This is a genomic window from Microbacterium sp. NPDC028030, from assembly GCF_040637855.1.
In the GTDB taxonomy this organism is placed as follows: domain Bacteria; phylum Actinomycetota; class Actinomycetes; order Actinomycetales; family Microbacteriaceae; genus Microbacterium.
Genome location: NZ_JBEZXF010000001.1, coordinates 1,080,747 through 1,096,868 on the forward strand (window position 1 = coordinate 1,080,747; position 16,122 = coordinate 1,096,868).

Annotated in this window: 15 protein-coding genes; 9 read left to right on the forward strand and 6 right to left on the reverse strand. The window is 68.8% G+C overall.

All coding sequences use genetic code 11. The features are described from left to right. From AB0E56_RS05320 to AB0E56_RS05345, 6 genes are all read left to right on the forward strand, one after another. Complete coding sequence (locus tag AB0E56_RS05320; protein WP_359797208.1) at positions 1-681, forward strand: GntR family transcriptional regulator; 681 nt, start codon at positions 1-3, stop codon at positions 679-681. Then, a complete protein-coding gene (locus tag AB0E56_RS05325; protein ID WP_359797210.1) occupies positions 678-2,204 on the forward strand; it encodes an MmgE/PrpD family protein in 1,527 nt (508 codons plus the stop codon). The genes AB0E56_RS05320 and AB0E56_RS05325 overlap by 4 nt, the downstream gene beginning before the upstream one ends. Further along, positions 2,204-3,106, forward strand: coding sequence for a methylisocitrate lyase (gene prpB / locus AB0E56_RS05330; RefSeq protein ID WP_359797211.1), 903 nt, complete (start codon positions 2,204-2,206; stop codon positions 3,104-3,106). The genes AB0E56_RS05325 and prpB overlap by 1 nt, the downstream gene beginning before the upstream one ends. A gap of 2 nt (positions 3,107-3,108) precedes the next feature. Then, positions 3,109-4,242, forward strand: a complete 1,134-nt coding sequence (locus tag AB0E56_RS05335) for a bifunctional 2-methylcitrate synthase/citrate synthase (protein WP_359797212.1) — start codon at positions 3,109-3,111, stop codon at positions 4,240-4,242. 192 nt (positions 4,243-4,434) lie between these two features. After that, complete coding sequence (locus tag AB0E56_RS05340) at positions 4,435-5,142, forward strand: L-ribulose-5-phosphate 4-epimerase (RefSeq protein ID WP_359798261.1); 708 nt, start codon at positions 4,435-4,437, stop codon at positions 5,140-5,142. Beyond that, entirely contained in the window at positions 5,139-6,746 is a 1,608-nt protein-coding gene (locus AB0E56_RS05345) for an FGGY-family carbohydrate kinase (protein WP_359797214.1), read from the forward strand. The genes AB0E56_RS05340 and AB0E56_RS05345 overlap by 4 nt, the downstream gene beginning before the upstream one ends. A gap of 50 nt (positions 6,747-6,796) precedes the next feature. Here the strand turns inward: AB0E56_RS05345 and AB0E56_RS05350 are convergent, their stop codons facing one another. Genes AB0E56_RS05350 through AB0E56_RS05365 form a run of 4 tightly spaced genes read right to left on the reverse strand, consistent with a single transcriptional unit; the run spans position 6,797 to position 11,050 of the window. Continuing rightward, entirely contained in the window at positions 6,797-7,843 is a 1,047-nt protein-coding gene (locus AB0E56_RS05350) for an NAD(P)-dependent alcohol dehydrogenase (RefSeq protein ID WP_359797215.1), read from the reverse strand. A 40-nt stretch (positions 7,844-7,883) separates the two neighbouring features. Continuing rightward, positions 7,884-8,768, reverse strand: a complete 885-nt coding sequence (locus tag AB0E56_RS05355; RefSeq protein WP_359797217.1) for a carbohydrate ABC transporter permease — start codon at positions 8,766-8,768, stop codon at positions 7,884-7,886. Further along, complete coding sequence (locus AB0E56_RS05360) at positions 8,765-9,622, reverse strand: sugar ABC transporter permease (protein ID WP_359797219.1); 858 nt, start codon at positions 9,620-9,622, stop codon at positions 8,765-8,767. The genes AB0E56_RS05355 and AB0E56_RS05360 overlap by 4 nt, the downstream gene beginning before the upstream one ends. Positions 9,623-9,673: 51 nt before the next feature. Then, positions 9,674-11,050: a sugar ABC transporter substrate-binding protein gene (locus tag AB0E56_RS05365; RefSeq protein WP_359797220.1), complete on the reverse strand. Its 1,377-nt coding sequence runs from the start codon at positions 11,048-11,050 to the stop codon at positions 9,674-9,676. Between the two features lie 112 nt (positions 11,051-11,162). On the opposite strand from AB0E56_RS05365, the gene AB0E56_RS05370 reads away from it, so the two are divergent. Further along, positions 11,163-12,104, forward strand: a complete 942-nt coding sequence (locus tag AB0E56_RS05370; protein WP_359797222.1) for a sugar-binding domain-containing protein — start codon at positions 11,163-11,165, stop codon at positions 12,102-12,104. 164 nt (positions 12,105-12,268) lie between these two features. Continuing rightward, positions 12,269-13,756 carry an MFS transporter gene (locus tag AB0E56_RS05375; protein ID WP_359797224.1) on the forward strand — a complete coding sequence of 496 codons (1,488 nt, stop codon included), beginning with the start codon at positions 12,269-12,271 and terminating at the stop codon, positions 13,754-13,756. A gap of 6 nt (positions 13,757-13,762) precedes the next feature. Here the strand turns inward: AB0E56_RS05375 and AB0E56_RS05380 are convergent, their stop codons facing one another. Further along, entirely contained in the window at positions 13,763-14,428 is a 666-nt protein-coding gene (locus tag AB0E56_RS05380) for a type 1 glutamine amidotransferase domain-containing protein (RefSeq protein ID WP_359797226.1), read from the reverse strand. Between the two features lie 94 nt (positions 14,429-14,522). Here AB0E56_RS05380 and AB0E56_RS05385 point away from each other — a divergent pair, with 94 nt between their 5' ends. Further along, the gene (locus tag AB0E56_RS05385) at positions 14,523-15,416 is read left to right on the forward strand and encodes a LysR family transcriptional regulator (protein ID WP_359797228.1); all 894 of its coding nucleotides are present in this window, start codon (positions 14,523-14,525) and stop codon (positions 15,414-15,416) included. A 13-nt stretch (positions 15,417-15,429) separates the two neighbouring features. Here the strand turns inward: AB0E56_RS05385 and AB0E56_RS05390 are convergent, their stop codons facing one another. After that, positions 15,430-16,014 carry an antibiotic biosynthesis monooxygenase gene (locus AB0E56_RS05390; RefSeq protein WP_359797230.1) on the reverse strand — a complete coding sequence of 195 codons (585 nt, stop codon included), beginning with the start codon at positions 16,012-16,014 and terminating at the stop codon, positions 15,430-15,432. Between the last annotated feature and the right edge of the window lie 108 nt (positions 16,015-16,122).

A 16,122-nucleotide genomic window follows, 5' to 3' on the forward strand; every position in this document is an offset into this window, starting at 1 on the left:
ATGACCCTTCCCGCTGAGCGGACCTCCGCGAGCGATCGCGCGTACACGGCCCTGCTGGACGACATCCAGTCGGGCGTGCTCGCGGCCGGCGCCGTGCTCGGCGAGGTCGAGCAGGCCGAACGGCTCGGCGTGAGCCGCACGCCCATGCGTGAGGCGCTGCGTCGTCTCGCTGCCGACGGCCTCGTGGTCCAGCAGTCGCCGCGGGTCACGGTCGTCGCCGATCTGGACGCCGACGACATCCGCTCGCTCTTCGAGATCCGCCGTGCGCTCGAGGAGAGCTCGGCCCGCCTCGCCGCCGCACGAGGGGATTCCGCGCTGTTCGCCGCGCTCGCCGACGAGTTCGCGCACGTCGACCTCCACGCCGCCGAAGGCCGTGATGCGTACTACGCGCTCATCGCGCGCTTCGACGCCGCGCTCGACGCGGCGGTCGACAACGACTACATCGCCTCGGCCCTGCGGACCGTGCGCACGCACCTCGTGCGCGTGCGACGCATGGCCCGCGACAAGCCCGCCCGCCTCGCTGCCTCGGCCGCCGAGCACCGGATCATCGCAGAGGCCCTGGCGGCGCGCGACGGCGACCTCGCAGCCCATGCCACGCACGTGCACCTGCACAACGCGCTCGCCGGCATCCTCGACTCCCTCCCCGACGACTCTCCCCACAACAGCGAAGGACGCTCATGACCGTCACCCACCACGTCCGCGTGCACCGCAGCGACGAGAACCTCGCCCGTGAAGACCAGCTGGCCTGGAAGATCGCCGAGGTCGCCGCCGACCCCGTCGAGGTCGAGCAGGACGTCGTCGACATGATCATCAACCGCATCATCGACAACGCGTCGGTCGCGGCGGCCTCGCTCACCCGTGCCCCGATCAACGCGGCCCGCGCACAGGCCTTCAGCCACCCCGTCTCGACCGGCGGCGTCGGCGCGAACCTCTTCGGCGCAGAACTCGACCGCCGCACCAGCCCGGAGTGGGCGGCGTGGGCGAACGGCGTGGCCGTGCGCGAGCTCGACTACCACGACACCTTCCTCGCCGCCGAGTACTCGCACCCCGGCGACAACATCCCGCCGATCCTCGCGGTCGCGCAGCACACCGGCAAGGACGGACGGGCGCTCGTGCGCGGCATCGCGACCGGCTACGAGATCCAGATGGACCTGGTGCGCGCGATCTGCCTGCACAAGCACAAGATCGACCACGTCGCCCACCTCGGCCCGTCGGCCGCCGCCGGCATCGGCACCCTGCTCGGGCTCGACGTCGAGACGATCTACCAGGCCGTCGGACAGGGTCTGCACACCACGACCGCCACGCGTCAGAGCCGCAAGGGCGAGATCTCGACCTGGAAGGCGCACGCCCCGGCCTTCGCCGGCAAGATGGCCGTCGAGGCGGTCGACCGGGCGATGCGCGGGCAGACCAGCCCCGCGCCGATCTACGAAGGCGAAGACGGCGTGATCGCGTGGATGCTCGACGGCAAGGGTGCCGCCTACGACGTGCCGCTGCCCGCCGCGGGCGAGCCCAAGCGCGCGATCCTCGACTCGTACACCAAGGAGCACTCGGCCGAGTACCAGGCCCAGGCGCTGATCGACCTCGCCCGCAAGCTCGGGATCGAGAACCCGGCGCTGCGCGACCCGCAGAACATCGACGCCATCGTCATCCACACCAGCCACCACACCCACAACGTGATCGGCTCCGGCGCGAACGACCCGCAGAAGTACGACCCGACCGCATCGCGCGAGACGCTCGACCACTCGGTGCCCTACATCTTCGCGGTCGCCTTGCAGGACGGCGGCTGGCACCACGTCGACTCCTACGCCCCCGAGCGCGCCGGCCGTGCCGACACGGTCGCCCTGTGGCACAAGATCACCACGGCCGAGGATGCCGAGTGGACGCGCCGCTACCACTCCGAGGACCCGGACGAGAAGGCGTTCGGCGGCCGCGTCGAGATCCGTCTGACCGACGGGTCGACCGTGGTCGACGAGATCGCCGTGGCCGACGCGCATCCGCTGGGAGCACGTCCGTTCGCGCGCGAGAACTACATCGCGAAGTTCCGTCTGCTGGCAGAACCCGTGCTCGAACCCGCCGAGATCGAGCGGTTCCTCGCCCTCGTGCAGCGCCTGCCCGAGCTGACGGCCGCCGAGGTCGGCGAGCTCTCGATCGTCGCGAAGCCCGGCGTGCTCGACGCCGCTCCGGCTCCCCAGGGACTGTTCTGATGCTGTACTCCACCATCACACCGGCCGAGAAGCGGAGACTGTTCCGGGAGCGGCTGGCGAGCGGAGAGCTGCTGCGCTTCCCCGGCGCATTCAACCCGCTGAGCGCCCGCCTGATCGAGCAGAAGGGCTTCGACGGCGTCTACATCTCCGGAGCCGTGCTGTCCGCCGACCTGGGCCTGCCTGACATCGGCCTGACCACGCTCACCGAGGTGGCCGGCCGCGCCAAGCAGATCGCCCGCATGACCGACCTCCCCGCCATCGTCGACGCCGACACGGGCTTCGGTGAGCCGATGAACGTCGCCCGCACGATCCAGGAGCTCGAGGACGCGGGTCTCGCCGGCACGCACATCGAGGACCAGATCAACCCCAAGCGGTGCGGCCACCTCGACGGCAAGGCCGTGGTCGACGAGAACACCGCGATCAAGCGCATCCGTGCCGCAGCCGACGCCCGCCGCGACGAGAACTTCCTCATCATGGCGCGCACCGACATCCGCGCGATCGAGGGTCTGGACGTCGCGATCGACCGCGCCAAGGCGCTGGTCGATGCGGGGGCGGACGCGATCTTCCCCGAGGCCATGCGCACGCTCGCCGAGTTCGAGGCCATGGCCGAGGCGCTCGACGTGCCGATCCTGGCGAATATGACCGAGTTCGGCAAGAGCGAGCTGTTCTCCGTCGATCAGCTGCGAGACGCGGGAGTGAACCTGGTCATCTGGCCGGTGTCGCTGCTGCGCATCTCGATGGGGGCGGCAGGCCGTGCACTGGATACTCTGAACGACGAGGGGCACCTGACCTCGAAGCTCGGCGAGATGCAGCACCGCGCCGATCTCTACGACCTGATCGACTACGAGTCGTACAACCACTTCGACTCCGGCGTCTTCAACTTCACCATCACGAAGGAGTGACCATGACCGAGCCGGACATCAAAAAGGGCCTTGCGGGCGTCGTCGTCGACACGACCGCGATCTCGAAGGTGAACCCCGAGACGAACAGCCTGCTGTACCGCGGCTACCCGGTGCAGGAGCTCGCGGCGACGCAGCCATTCGAGGCGGTGGCCTACCTGCTGTGGCACGGCGAGCTGCCGACGCCGGAGGAGCTCGCGGCGTTCCGCGTCGAGGAGCGCATACACCGCGCGCTCGCCGACAACGTCAAGGCCGCGATCGACCTCGTGCCGCTGGAGGCGCATCCGATGGACGAGGTCCGCACCGCCGTGAGCCTGATCGGCGCGTCCGACCCCGGTGCCGGCGGATCCGTGCTCGATGCGGGCGGCAGCCCCGAGCAGAACCTCGAGCGCAGCATCCGCCTCTTCGCGGCCCTTCCCGCGATCGTGGCCTACGGGCAGCGGCGTCGTCGCGGCCAGGAGGCCATCGCCCCCCGCGACGACCTCGACTACTCCGCCAACTTCCTGTGGATGACGTTCGGCGAAGAGGCCGACCAGGTCGTCGTCGATGCCTTCAGCCGCTCGATGATCCTCTACGCGGAGCACTCGTTCAACGCCTCCACCTTCACGGCTCGCGTGATCACCTCCACGCTCAGCGACCTGTATTCGGCGGTCGTCGGCGCGATCGGTGCGCTCAAGGGGCCGCTCCACGGCGGTGCGAACGAAGCCGTGCTGCATATCTTCGACGACATCGGCTCGGCCGAGAACGTGGGGCCCTGGCTCGACAAGGCTCTCGCCGAGAAGCGCAAGATCATGGGCTTCGGGCACCGCGTCTACAAGAAGGGCGACTCCCGTGTGCCCACCATGAAGGCGGCGCTCGACACCCTCGTGGAGCACTACGACCGCCCGGAGGTCGCCGCGCTGTATGACGCGCTCGAGTCGGAGTTCGTGGCGCGCAAGGGCATCTACCCGAACCTGGACTATCCCTCGGGACCCGCGTACAACCTCATCGGCTTCGACACGCTCACGTTCACCCCGCTGTTCGTGGCGGCGCGCGTGACCGGATGGACGGCGCACGTGATCGAGCAGGCCGGAGCCAACGCGCTCATCCGTCCGCTCTCGCACTACGACGGTCCAGAGGAGCGGCACATCGAGGACTGATCTCGACAGTTCGACGGACGCGCCTCCCGCTCGGGGGGCGCGTCCGTCGCGTGTGGGGGCCGGCAGCCATGCGGCACGCTGATCCGTCTCGGAGTCGCCGTCTCGGACAGGTGGAAGGTAACATGTCACGGTCGCCCGCGCGGGCGACCCTTCTTACCGGTAGCTAGCCCGAGGTCCCTCTTGAGTGTCGACATACCCCACTTCTCGCCCGAACTCCGTCGCTCGATCCACGAGCTCCGCGTCGAGGTCGCGCGTCTGCATCGCGAGCTCGTGCGCTACGGACTCGTGGTCTGGACCGGGGGCAACGTCTCCGCTCGCGTGCCGGGCCACGAGCTGTTCGTGATCAAGCCCTCCGGGGTGTCGTACGACGACCTCGCCCCGGAGAACATGATCCTGTGCGATCTCGATGGTCGCGCGATCGCCGGGACACCGGGCAGCGACCTCGCGCCGTCCAGCGATACCGCCGCGCACGCCTACGTGTACCGGAACATGCCCGAGGTGGGTGGGGTGGTGCACACGCACTCGACATACGCGGTCGCCTGGGCGGCCAGGGGGGAGGAGATCCCCTGCGTGCTGACGGCCATGGCCGACGAGTTCGGTGGACCGGTGCCCGTCGGACCTCTCGCAGTCATCGGAGACGACTCGATCGGACGCGGCATCGTCGAGACCCTCAGCGGTCGGCGTTCACGCGCGGTGCTGATGCGCAACCACGGGCCGTTCACGATCGGAGCGGATGCGAGGGACGCGGTGAAGGCGGCCGTCATGGTCGAGGACATCGCGCGCACGGTCCATCACGCGCGCGCGGGAGGTGAGCTCCTGACCCTGCCCGCGGACACGATCGACCGCCTGTACGCGCGGTACCAGGATGTGTACGGGCAGAGCACGGACGTCCGGCGATGAGGGCGCAGGGCACGGCACGCGCAGACATCCTCGCTGGGCGGACGAGTCTGGGCATCGAGCTCGGCTCCACGCGCATCAAGGCCTGTCTCGTCGGGGCCGACCTGGCAGACGTGTTGGCGACGGGAGGGTTCTCGTGGGAGAGCCGCCTGGTCGACGGCGTCTGGAGCTATGACATCGACGATGTGTGGGAGGGGCTGCGCGCCGTGTACACGGAGTTGGTGGCCGATGTGCACGACCGGTACGGCATCCGACCCACCACGTTCGGCGCCATCGGGATCTCCGCCATGATGCACGGCTACCTGGCCTTCGACACCGACGGGGCACTCCTGACGCCCTTCCGCACGTGGCGGAACACCGGGACGGCCGCCGCGGCAGCCGAACTCAGCGCACTCTTCGGGGTGCACGTGCCGCAGCGCTGGTCGGTGGCGCACCTGCATCATGCCGTGCGTGCGGGAGAGGCGCACACGGAGCGGATCGCCGCGCTGAACACGCTGGCCGGATACGTGCACGAAAGCCTCACCGGTCATCGCGTGCTCGGCATCGGCGACGCATCGGGCATGTTCCCGATCGATCCGGCGACAGGCGCATACGACGAACGGATGCTCGCGGCGTACGACGACCTCGTACGCGATCAGCTGCCGCGCCCCCTCCGCGACCTCCTCCCCGAGGTCCAGCGCGCCGGGACGCCGGCGGGTCAGCTCACGGTCGAGGGCGCCCTGCTGCTCGATCCGTCCGGGCTGTTGCAGTCAGGCATCCCGTTGTGTCCTCCCGAGGGCGACGCCGGGACGGGCATGGTCGCGACCAACGCGGTCTCACCGCGCACGGGCAACGTCTCCGCCGGCACCAGCATCTTCGCGATGGTCGTGCTGGAGCGGCCGCTGAGCAAGGCCCACCGAGAGCTCGACGTCGTGATGACTCCGGCGGGCGACGAGGTCGCGATGGTGCACTGCAACAACGGCGCCAGTGACATCGCGGCCTGGGCGCGCCTCTTCGTGCGGTTCGCTGCGGCGGCGGACCGCCCGGTTGACGACGACGTGGCCTTCGACGTGCTCTTCCGTGAAGCTCTCGATGGGGAAGCGGATGCCGGGGGCCTCCTCTCCTACCACTATCTGGCCGGCGAACCGATCGCCGGTCTCTCCGCCGGCCATCCGCTCCTGGTCCGTTCGCCCGCGGACTCCTTCACGCTGGCGAATCTCATGCGGTCGCACCTCTACGGCGTGTTCGGGGCGCTCGCCCTCGGCATGCGGGTCCTGTCGGAGGAGGGCGTGCGGCTCGACCGGCTGTTCGCGCACGGGGGTCTGTTCCGCACGCGCGGGGTGGCGCAGCGGCTGCTCGCCGGGGCGCTGAACGTTCCTGTCGCCGTCGGCAGTCTCGCCGGAGAGGGCGGCGCGTGGGGGATCGCGGTCCTGGCGTCGTATCTCGCCCACGCGGAGCGGACCGGACTGGGCAGGTACCTGGACGAGTGCGTCTTCCCCGAGAACGACGCCGTCGTGATCGCCCCGGACGAGCGGGATGCCGCCGGCTTCGCGAGCTATCTCGAGCGGTACCAGGCTGGTCTCGCGATCGAGGCGGCTGCGGTCGACGCGATGACGCCGCGCACCTGAGACCGCCGCGGGTCGGAGTCGTCGAGCGTGTCTCCGACCCGCGGGGCACGTCACCGGGCGGTGAGCGCAGGGACCACGATCGTCTTGATCGCGGTGGGGTCCGTCTTGGCTTTCATGAGCGCCTCGCCTGCGTCCTGCAGTCCGTACCGACCGGTGATGAGGGAGTCCACGCTCACGGTCCCGGTGGCGATGAGATCGAGCGCCGTCGGCCACGTGTTGACATAGCGGAACGTTCCGGTCAGGGTGATCTCCCGGTGCTGGATCATCGCGATGGGCAGTTCGAGACGGTCCGCTCCCATCCCCACCAGGACGGCCGTGCCGCCGGGGCGCAGCGTCGGGATCGCCGAGACGATCGCGGCGGCGTTGCCCGAGGCGTCGATGTACACGTCGAAGCGCTCCTGATAGTCGGCTGGATCGACGTCAGCCGGATCGATCGCCGCGGTCGCTCCGTGCGCGAGCGCATGCTCTCGCCGACCTGCCACGGGATCGCTGATGACGACCTCGGTCGCGCCGAAGGCGCGAGCCACCTGGGCGTTCAGCACGCCGATCGGACCCGCCCCGGTGATGAAGACGCGCGAGGAGGCGGTGATGCCGGATCTCCGAACGGCATGGACGGCGACGGAGACGGGCTCCGCCAGCGCTCCTTGCTCGAAGGAGACGCCGTCGGGCAGGCGGTGCGCGAAGTCGTCGTCGATGACTTCGTACTCGGCGAAGGACCCGTCGCAGGGCCAGGCGCCGTAGAACTCCACCGCGCGACACAGGTGATAGTCCCCGCGTTTGCAGTACTCGCACCGACGGCAGACGGTCTGCGGTTCGACGGAGACGCGCGTCCCGATCCGGTCTGCCGACACGTCGGAGCCGACCGCGACGATCGTGCCCGCCGACTCGTGTCCGAGCACGACGTCGCCGTGCACGACGATGTCGCCGATCCGCCCCGTCTCGTAGAAGTGGGTGTCGGATCCGCAGACGCCGACGGCTTCGACGCGTACGAGCACCTGGCGTGGACCGACCGGCGGCACCGGGACGCGGCGGAGTTCGACGGTGCGCGGCGCGGTGAGCACGCTCGCGAGCATGTCTTCGGGGTGGGTGGCGGTCATGGTGGTTCTCTCCTTCTTCTCGGGGACGGATGTGCGATGGTCAGCCCTTGACGGTTCCCGCCGTCAGGCCACCGACGATCCACCGCAGCGAGAACACCGCGAAGAGGATGCCGGGGACGATCGAGACCATGGTGGCGGCGGCCATCGGGCCCCATTCGATCGACTGGTAGCCGATGTACTGCTGCAACCCCGTCGTCACCGTCTGCGTGTGGCGACCGGCCAGCACGAGCGGCAGCGTGTAGTTGTTCCACGCCCAGACGAACGAGAGCATCAGGCTCGCCGCCAGGCCGGGAGCGATCAGGCGGAACAGCACGTGCCGGAACGCCGTCCAGCGGGTGCCGCCGTCGACGGCCACCGCCTCCTCGAGTTCGCCCGGCAGATCTTCGATGAACGAGCGCAGCATCCACACCAGCATCGGCAGCGTCACCAGCTGGTACGCCAGGATCAGGCCGAGGTAGCTGTCGGCGAGGTGCGTCTTCTGGAAGATCAGGTACAGCGGCAGGATGATCAGCAGCTCGGGCGCGAAGCGGAGCGAGAGGATGCCGAAGGCGATGTTCTCCTTGCCACGGAACGAGAAGCGCGCGAGGGCATAGGCGGTGGGCAGCCCGATTACCAGGGTGACGAGGAGCGAGCCGGCGGTGACGATCAGCGAGTTGGCGAACGGGGTCAGGAACTCGGGACCGCTGAAGACCTCGATGTAGTTGTCGAGCGTGGGGGCGAAGAGGAAGAGCGGCGGATTGGAGACGATCTGGTCCGGTGTCTTGAGCGAAATCAGGAAGATCCACGCGATCGGCCCCAGGGTGAACAGCGACCACAGGGAGAGGCCGGCGACCACGAGTCCGTGAGCGGTGGTGCGCCGAGAGCGTCTGGTGCCGCGGGAGACGTATGGGATGGTCATCGTGCGGGCGTTCTCCGGCGTGGTCATGCGGAGATCTCCTTCCGGCGCGCTTTGAGGAGCAGGAACGAGAGCGCGTAGCAGATCGCCCACAGGACGACCAGCGCGGCCATCGAAGCTCCGAAGTTGAGGTTCCGGATGCCGTCCAGGTAGGCCAGCACGTGGAGATTCGTCGTGGCGTCGACGGGACCGCCCTTCGTCGTCGTGTAGATGACGTCGAACATCTTGAGGGAGTCGATCCCGCGGAAGGCGACCACGACGACGAGCACGGGGGTGATCATCGGCACCGTGATCGCGAAGAAGTGGCGGACGTTGCCGGCGCCGTCGACCGCCGAGGCCTCGCGGAGCTCGGGAGGCACGCTCTTGAGGGCCGCCTGCATCAGCAGGACCACGAACGGCGTGTAGAGCCAGACATCGACGAGCATCACCGAGAGCAGCGCGGTGTCGGGTCCGTTGAACCACAGCGAACCCGTGCCCCCGAGCGCCTCGATGAGCCAGTTCGTCACGCCGTTCTCGGTGAGCATGACCTTCCACATCAGTGCCGCGATGACCGGCGGCATCAGCAGGGGGAGCACGACGATGATCCGGAAGACGCTGCCGTAGCGACCGTGGTTGAGCGCGAGAGCGATGAGGATCCCGAGGGTGAGCTCGACGGCCACCACGCCGACGGCGTACAGCAGGGTGACGAGGATCGCATGCCACCCGTCGCCCGAACTGAACAGCACAAGGAAGTTCTTCCCTCCGTTGATCTCCGGCGCTCCGCGGCTCAGCCGGTACGAGGTGAACGACCAGGCGACACCCGTCAGGAAGGGGTACATGATGGCCACGAGCACGGCGAGGCCGGGGAGGACGAGCAGGTAGGGCAGGGACGCTTTGTGTTTCATCGGCTTCTTTCCCGCAGAGGGGGCGGCCCGAACCGGGCCGCCCCCTCTGGTTCACTCGGAGATGATCTGATCGATCTCGTCGGCGGCGTCGTCTGCCGCCTGCTTCGCGGTCTTCTGCCCGAGTACCGCGGACTGGAGTTCGATGGCCCAGGCGTCGCCGATCTCGGGCCACGTGGACGAGGGGGTGTACGCCCACGTGGCGTAGTCGGAGAGGATCTTCTGCCAGGTCTCGTTGTAACCGCCCCAGTCGGCGGTGGCGTCGGACATCTCGGGGCTCTGCGCCACGGACTGCCGTGTCGGGTTCATGTTCCCGTTCGCGATGGCGCTGGTGAGCGTCTCCTTGGACGAGGCCCACTGCATGAAGAGCCAGGCCGCGTCCTTGTGCTCCGACGCGGCGTTCATGCCGAGCGACCACACCCACATGCTCGAGCCGCGGCCCGCCGGACCCTCGGGAGGCAGCGCGTAGCCGACCTTGCCGCCGATCGCGCTCTTCTCGAAGTCGGGTGCCATGTGGTCGGCGTCGATGTAGAAGGCGGCATTGCCGGCGATGAAGTCCTGCTGAGCCTCGTACCACGTGTAGGTGCTCGCCGCCTTCGGCGCGTACTGCATGAGGTCGACCCATTGCTGGGTCGCAGCCACGGCTTCCGGTGAGTTCACCGCGGCCTTCCCGTCGACGATGTCCTTCGCGCCGTGGGCGAGCAGGAAGGTGCTGAACGGGTTGAGCGTCGGGTAGGTCTTGTCGCCGCGGCTCACGAATCCCGAGATCTTGTGTCCGTCGTACTCGGTGCCGTTCAACTGCTTCGCGGCCGCGAGCAGCTCGTCGATCGTCTGGGGCACCGCGATGCCCGCGGCGTCGAGGATGTCTTTCCGATAGAAGAGCGCGTACCCCTCCTCGTTCACCGGCAGAGCCCAGAGCCCGCCCTTGCCGGCGCCGGAGTACTCGGTCTTGTCCCATCGGAGGGAGTCGATGAGCGCGGGGTAGAAGTCGTCGAAGTCCCAGTCGGGCGACGTGCGCGTCTCGTCTTTGATCCAGGGACGCAGATCTTCGACCCACCCCGCCGCGGCGTACTGGTAGTTCATGGGCTGGGAGGTCATGAACGCGTCGTAGTTGCCCGAGCCCGATTGCAGCTCGGTCAGGAGCTTCACCATGTAGTCGGTCTCGGACAGGGTCTCGAGGTTGACGTCGATTCCGGTCAGGTCCTCGAACTCGTCGAGGTGCGCCTTGATCGCGTTCGAGTACGGGTGCTCGCTCATCAGGAGGTTGAGCTCCTGCCCCTGGAAGTTCTTCCAGTCGAACCCGTCGAGCGGGGCTTGCGTCTCCGATGCGGATCCGTCGGCGGCGCAGCCGCTGAGGACGAGCCCCGCGGAGAGCAGCGCGATGCCGGCGAGTGCGGAACGGCGGTGGCGGTGGTGTGCTGAGCGCAGCAAAATGACCTCCTCTGGTCATCGGGGTGTGGTCGTGCGGGTGATCGGGCCTTGCTCGGGAGGATCACCGGATCATTGTGTCTCGACCGCTCGCTCTGGAAGGTATGGTGCACATATGAGCGCAAAACCGAGAATCGATCAGCGGGTCGCCTACGTGTACGTGGCCATGCAGAACCTCGCCGAAGGGCGGCCCCTGAACGAGATCGCCGAGGAGCTCGGCATATCGAGGTTCGCCGCGGCGCGGATGGTGCGGCGTGCGCGGGAGCTCGGACTGATCGAAGTCCGAGCTGTGGTGGATGATCCCGTCGAGGTCGATCTGTCCGCTCGTCTCGCACGCCGGTACGGTCTGGAGTCCGCCATCGTCGTGGCGACGCCGTCGACGGGGGTCGCCGACGTACGGGCAGCGCTCGCCGCGGTGGCGGCCCGGTTCTTCGTCGAGCACGCCGTCGAAGACGATGTGGTCGGCATGACCCCCGGCCGGACCTCCGTCGCGATGTCCCGGTGCGTGGAGCAGCTGCCCTGGCTGGATGTCGTGCAGCTGACCGGCGTCGGGGATCCGAACCTCGCGAACGGCGTCGAGGCGATCCTCAACATCGGGCGGATGAGCGGCGGAGCGACCTTCCCCCTTTACGCGCCGATCTTCGTCCCGGACGGGCAGAAGGAGGGCATTCTCCGCCACCCCGCGAACGCCCGCACGGTGCAGCGCTTCTCCGCGGTCACGGCGGCGTATCTGACGATCGGCGGATGGCCGGACGCCTCGCTGCTGGCGACGCAGGTCGCGGAGGTCGGCGAGATGGATCGTTTCGCGGACCGCGACGTGGTCGCGGAGATCGGAACGGTGCTCCTCGACAGCAGCGGGCGTTCGATCTCGGGTTTCGAAGACCTGATCGTCGGAATCGGTGAGGACGCCACCCGTGCGATCCCGCTCCGCGTCGCCGTCGGCGGCGGCGCCGACAAGGCGCGCGCGGTGCGGGCGGTCCTCGACTCCGGCATCGCACAGGTCGTCATCACGGATGCGCATTCGGCGTCGCTCGCGCTGGACGCGGCGGCGGACTGATCCGCTCCGGCGGTGGGGTCGGTCGGCAGTTCCCGCGGGTCAGGCCGGCACTGCCGCGCCTGTCGTGTAGCGCCCGGACGACGCCCCGGTCAAGACCATGCGACGAATTCCTCCGGGGAGTAAGACAGATGCGGGGCGAACGGGTCGCCCGCGAAGGAGGATCCATGTCTGCTCCCGACGCCGTCACGGAGGTCAGGTCTCTCGTCCCGGCCCGCATGGACCGTCTTCCCTGGTCGCGATTCCACTGGATGATCATCGTCGGCCTCGGGTTCTCGTGGATCCTCGACGGGCTCGAGGTGCAGATCGTCGCGGCGAACGGGTACGCGGCGACCCTGGGCATGGGGCCGGCGGAAGTCGGCCTCGCCGGCACCTGTTACCTCCTGGGGCAGGTCTTCGGCGCCCTGGTGTTCGGACGCCTCGCCGACAGGCTGGGGCGCAAGAACCTGTTCCTCGTCTCGCTCGCGGTCTATCTCGTCGGGTCCGCCGTCGCCGGTCTCGCCTTCGCACCCTGGTTCTTCTACATCTGGCGGTTCGTGGCCGGTGCCGGTATCGGAGGCGAGTATGCGGCGATCAACTCGGCGATCGACGAGATCATCCCCGCCAAGTACCGCGGACGTGTCGACATCGCCATCAACGGCACCTACTGGGGCGGTGCGGCTCTCGGTGCCGTCGCGAACATGTTCTTCCTGAACACCGACCTCCTTCCCGCCGACCTCGGGTGGCGGCTCAGCTTCTTCGTCGGTCCTGTGCTCGGCATCCTCATCATCTGGCTCCGTCGGCACATCCCGGAGAGCCCGCGGTGGCAGATGACGCACGGCCGTGAGGAGGAGGCGGAGCGCAACGTCGATCAGATCGAGGAGCGCATCCGCAAAGAGGGCAAGACCATCGATCCGGTCGACGAGAGCAAGGCCATCACGGTCAAGGAGTACGGCAGCGTGCCGTTCCTCGTCATCGCGAAGGTGCTGTTCAAGAAATACCCGCGGCGCACGCTCGTCGGCATCACGATGATGGTGACGCAGTCGTTCCTGTACAACGCGATCTTCTTCACCTACGCCCTCGTGCTGGAGAACTTCTACGACACGCCTCCGGCGTCGGCATCGCAGTACTTCATCGTGTTCGCGGTCGGCAACCTCGCTGGCGCGCTCATCCTCGGCCACTTCTTCGACACCTGGGGCCGGCGCCGGATGCTGTTCTCGACGTACGTGCTCGCAGGCGCGATCCTCCTCGTCAGCGCATTCCTCTTCAACGCGGGCGTGCTGAACGCGGCGACGCACACCGCGTTCTGGTGCGCCTCCTTCTTCTTCGCCTCCGCCGGTGCGTCTGCGGCCTACCTGACCGTCAGCGAGATCTTCCCGCTGGAGCTGCGCAGCCAGGTGATCTCCTACGTCTTCTCGATCGGCCAGCTCGTCGGCGCGGTCGCTCCGGTGCTCTATGGCGCGTTGATCGGCGCGAGCGCCGAGTCGGGCGACCGCGGCCCGCTGTTCTGGGGCTACGTGCTCGGGGCTGCGATCATGATGTTCGGCGGCATCGTGTGCGGTGTGTTCGGGGTGAGCGCCGCGGGCAAGTCGCTCGAGGACATCGCGGATCCTCTTTCTCTTGTGGAACCCGCGGACACGCCGGTCACGCCCGGGGGCGCGGGGACGACGTCCTAGACGCGCTCAGCCGAGTGCGGCGATGAGTGCGACGGCGGTGGAGGCCGACGACTGCGGGTTCTGGCCGGTGATCAGCAGCCCGTCGACCACGACGTGGTCGCTCCACGGCTCCGCGACGGCGAGGTCGGCCCCCTCGGCGCGCAGAGCACTCTCGAGGAGGAACGGAGCCCGCTCGGCGAGACCGCCGATGCGCTCCTCCTCGTCGGTGAACGCCGTGATGCGTCTGCCCGCGACGACGGGTGCGCCCGCCGCGGTGCGAGCAGGGAGAAGCGCGGCGAGCCCATGGCAGACGGCGGCCAGCGGGCGGCCTGCCGACACCGTGGCGGTGATGAGCGATGCCGAGTCCTCGTCCGTCGCGAGATCCTGCATCGGTCCGTGACCGCCGGGGTAGTAGACCGCGTCGTACGCGGAGGGGTCGATGTCGGCCAGGACGAGGGGAGCGTCGAGGCCTGCGATCGCGTCGATCGCCGCGGTGTCATGATCGCCGATGCTGGCCGGGTCGGCGATCGGCACGACGCCACCGGGGGTGGCGAAGGTCACCGTGTGCCCGGCGTCGAGCAGGGCGCGATAGGGGACCAGCAGCTCTTCGGCCCAGTAGCCGGTCGGATGGATCGTGCCGTCGGCGAGGGTCCAGGTGCGGGCGCCGGTGACGACGAAGAGGACAGAAGACATTGGTGCTCCCAGATGGTCGGACGGCGAAGGCCGTGCGGATGCGATACCTGGGACAACGGCGGGTGATCACACCTGCTTCCGATAGATTCGCGATATGAGTGATCGAAATGGCGATGGCTTGCGAGACCTCGGTCTCTGGCGCACCTTCCTCGCCGCGCACCGCTCGGGGTCTGTGTCCGCCGCCGCACGGATGCTCGGCGTCGCCCAGTCGTCGGTGACCACGCAGCTGCAGGCGTTGGAGCGGATCGTGGGGGAGCCTCTCTTCGTCCGCCATGCACGAGGCATCCGCCCGACGCCCCGCGCGGACGACCTGGCCGTGCGGGTGTCAGGCCCGCTCGATGCGCTCGCTCTCGCCGTCGGGACCCGCGGGTCGGCGGAGACTCCGCCCGTGCGCATCGGCGGAGCGGCGGAGTTCGTCGAGCGTGTGGTGATGCCCGCAGTGGCGCCGATGATCGCGGCCGGGCGGCGCATCACGGTCGTCGAGGACCTGGCAGAGGAACTGCTCACGCAGCTTCGGGCCGGGAGCCTCGACGTCGTTGTCTCGGCCGTGCGCCCCCGGGGCCGCGCCCTTCCGTGTGCCGCGCTGATCGATGAGGAGTTCGCTCTCGTCGCCGCCCCGTCTCTCGGGGTGGTTCCGTCGACCGGACTGGGCCCCGCCGACCTCGAGGGCGTGCCTCTCCTCGCCTATGCGGGGGATGTGCCGATCCTGCGCCGGTATTGGCGGCACGTCTTCGCCACGCGGCTCGAGCGCACGCCCACGCTCATCGTCCCCGACCTCCGTGCGCTCGCGGCAGCGGCGGTCGCCGGGGCGGGAGCGACCGTGCTGCCGACGTATCTGATCGCCGACGAGCTGGAGGATGGCCGCCTGGTCGTCCTGCGCGAGACCGACGATGCGCCGATCAACACGCTCTACCTGGTGCGTCGACCCGGCCCGCTCACCGATGCGGTGGCGGAGATCGACAGAGTGCTCCGGCTCGCCGTGGGGTGAGCGGCGCCGACGATCAGCGGGTGAGCCAGCTCCGCAGCGAACGCGTGACGAACGGCAGCACCCAGTACGCCATGATCGGCGTGAGCACGAGCGTCGTGACCAGCACCCGCAGCCAGATCGGCAGGGAGTCCCACCCGGGGACGGGGCTCATCGCGTATGTGAAGGCCACGTTGACCGGGAAGAACCCCAGCCAGATCGAGGTCGCCTGCTTCCACCGCGGGGGAGCGGGAGCGACCGTCACCGTCTCGGTGCTCCCGTCGGCTGCCGGGAGCGTGATGGTCCCCGTCGTCGGCTCATCGAACCAGCCCTCGATCCCTGTCCGACGCTTGGAGCGCTCGCTGCGCACGAATCCCTCGCCCATCGACAGCCACCACGTACGCTCGGCGGACTGCTCCCACGCGACGAGCGACTCCTCGCTCGCGAACCGGTACAGCATGTGCCACACCTGCGAGTCCTCGCCGGCGCGCACCCAGCCGGAGCCGAGGAAGCCCGGATACTTCGTCGCGAGGTTCACGCCGGTCTGCACCCAGGCGGTCGCCTCCGTGATGCGGCCGGGGTCGACTTCGCGGCGGATGGAGACCGTGACGGGTTCGGACATGGTGCGCTCCTCGGGCGGAACGGGCGCCCTGGGTCGGGGCGTCGAGGCGGATGCGCCAGGGTGGCGGCGCATCGTCGATTCTAGTTCGGCGGCCGCGCGATGCCGGCC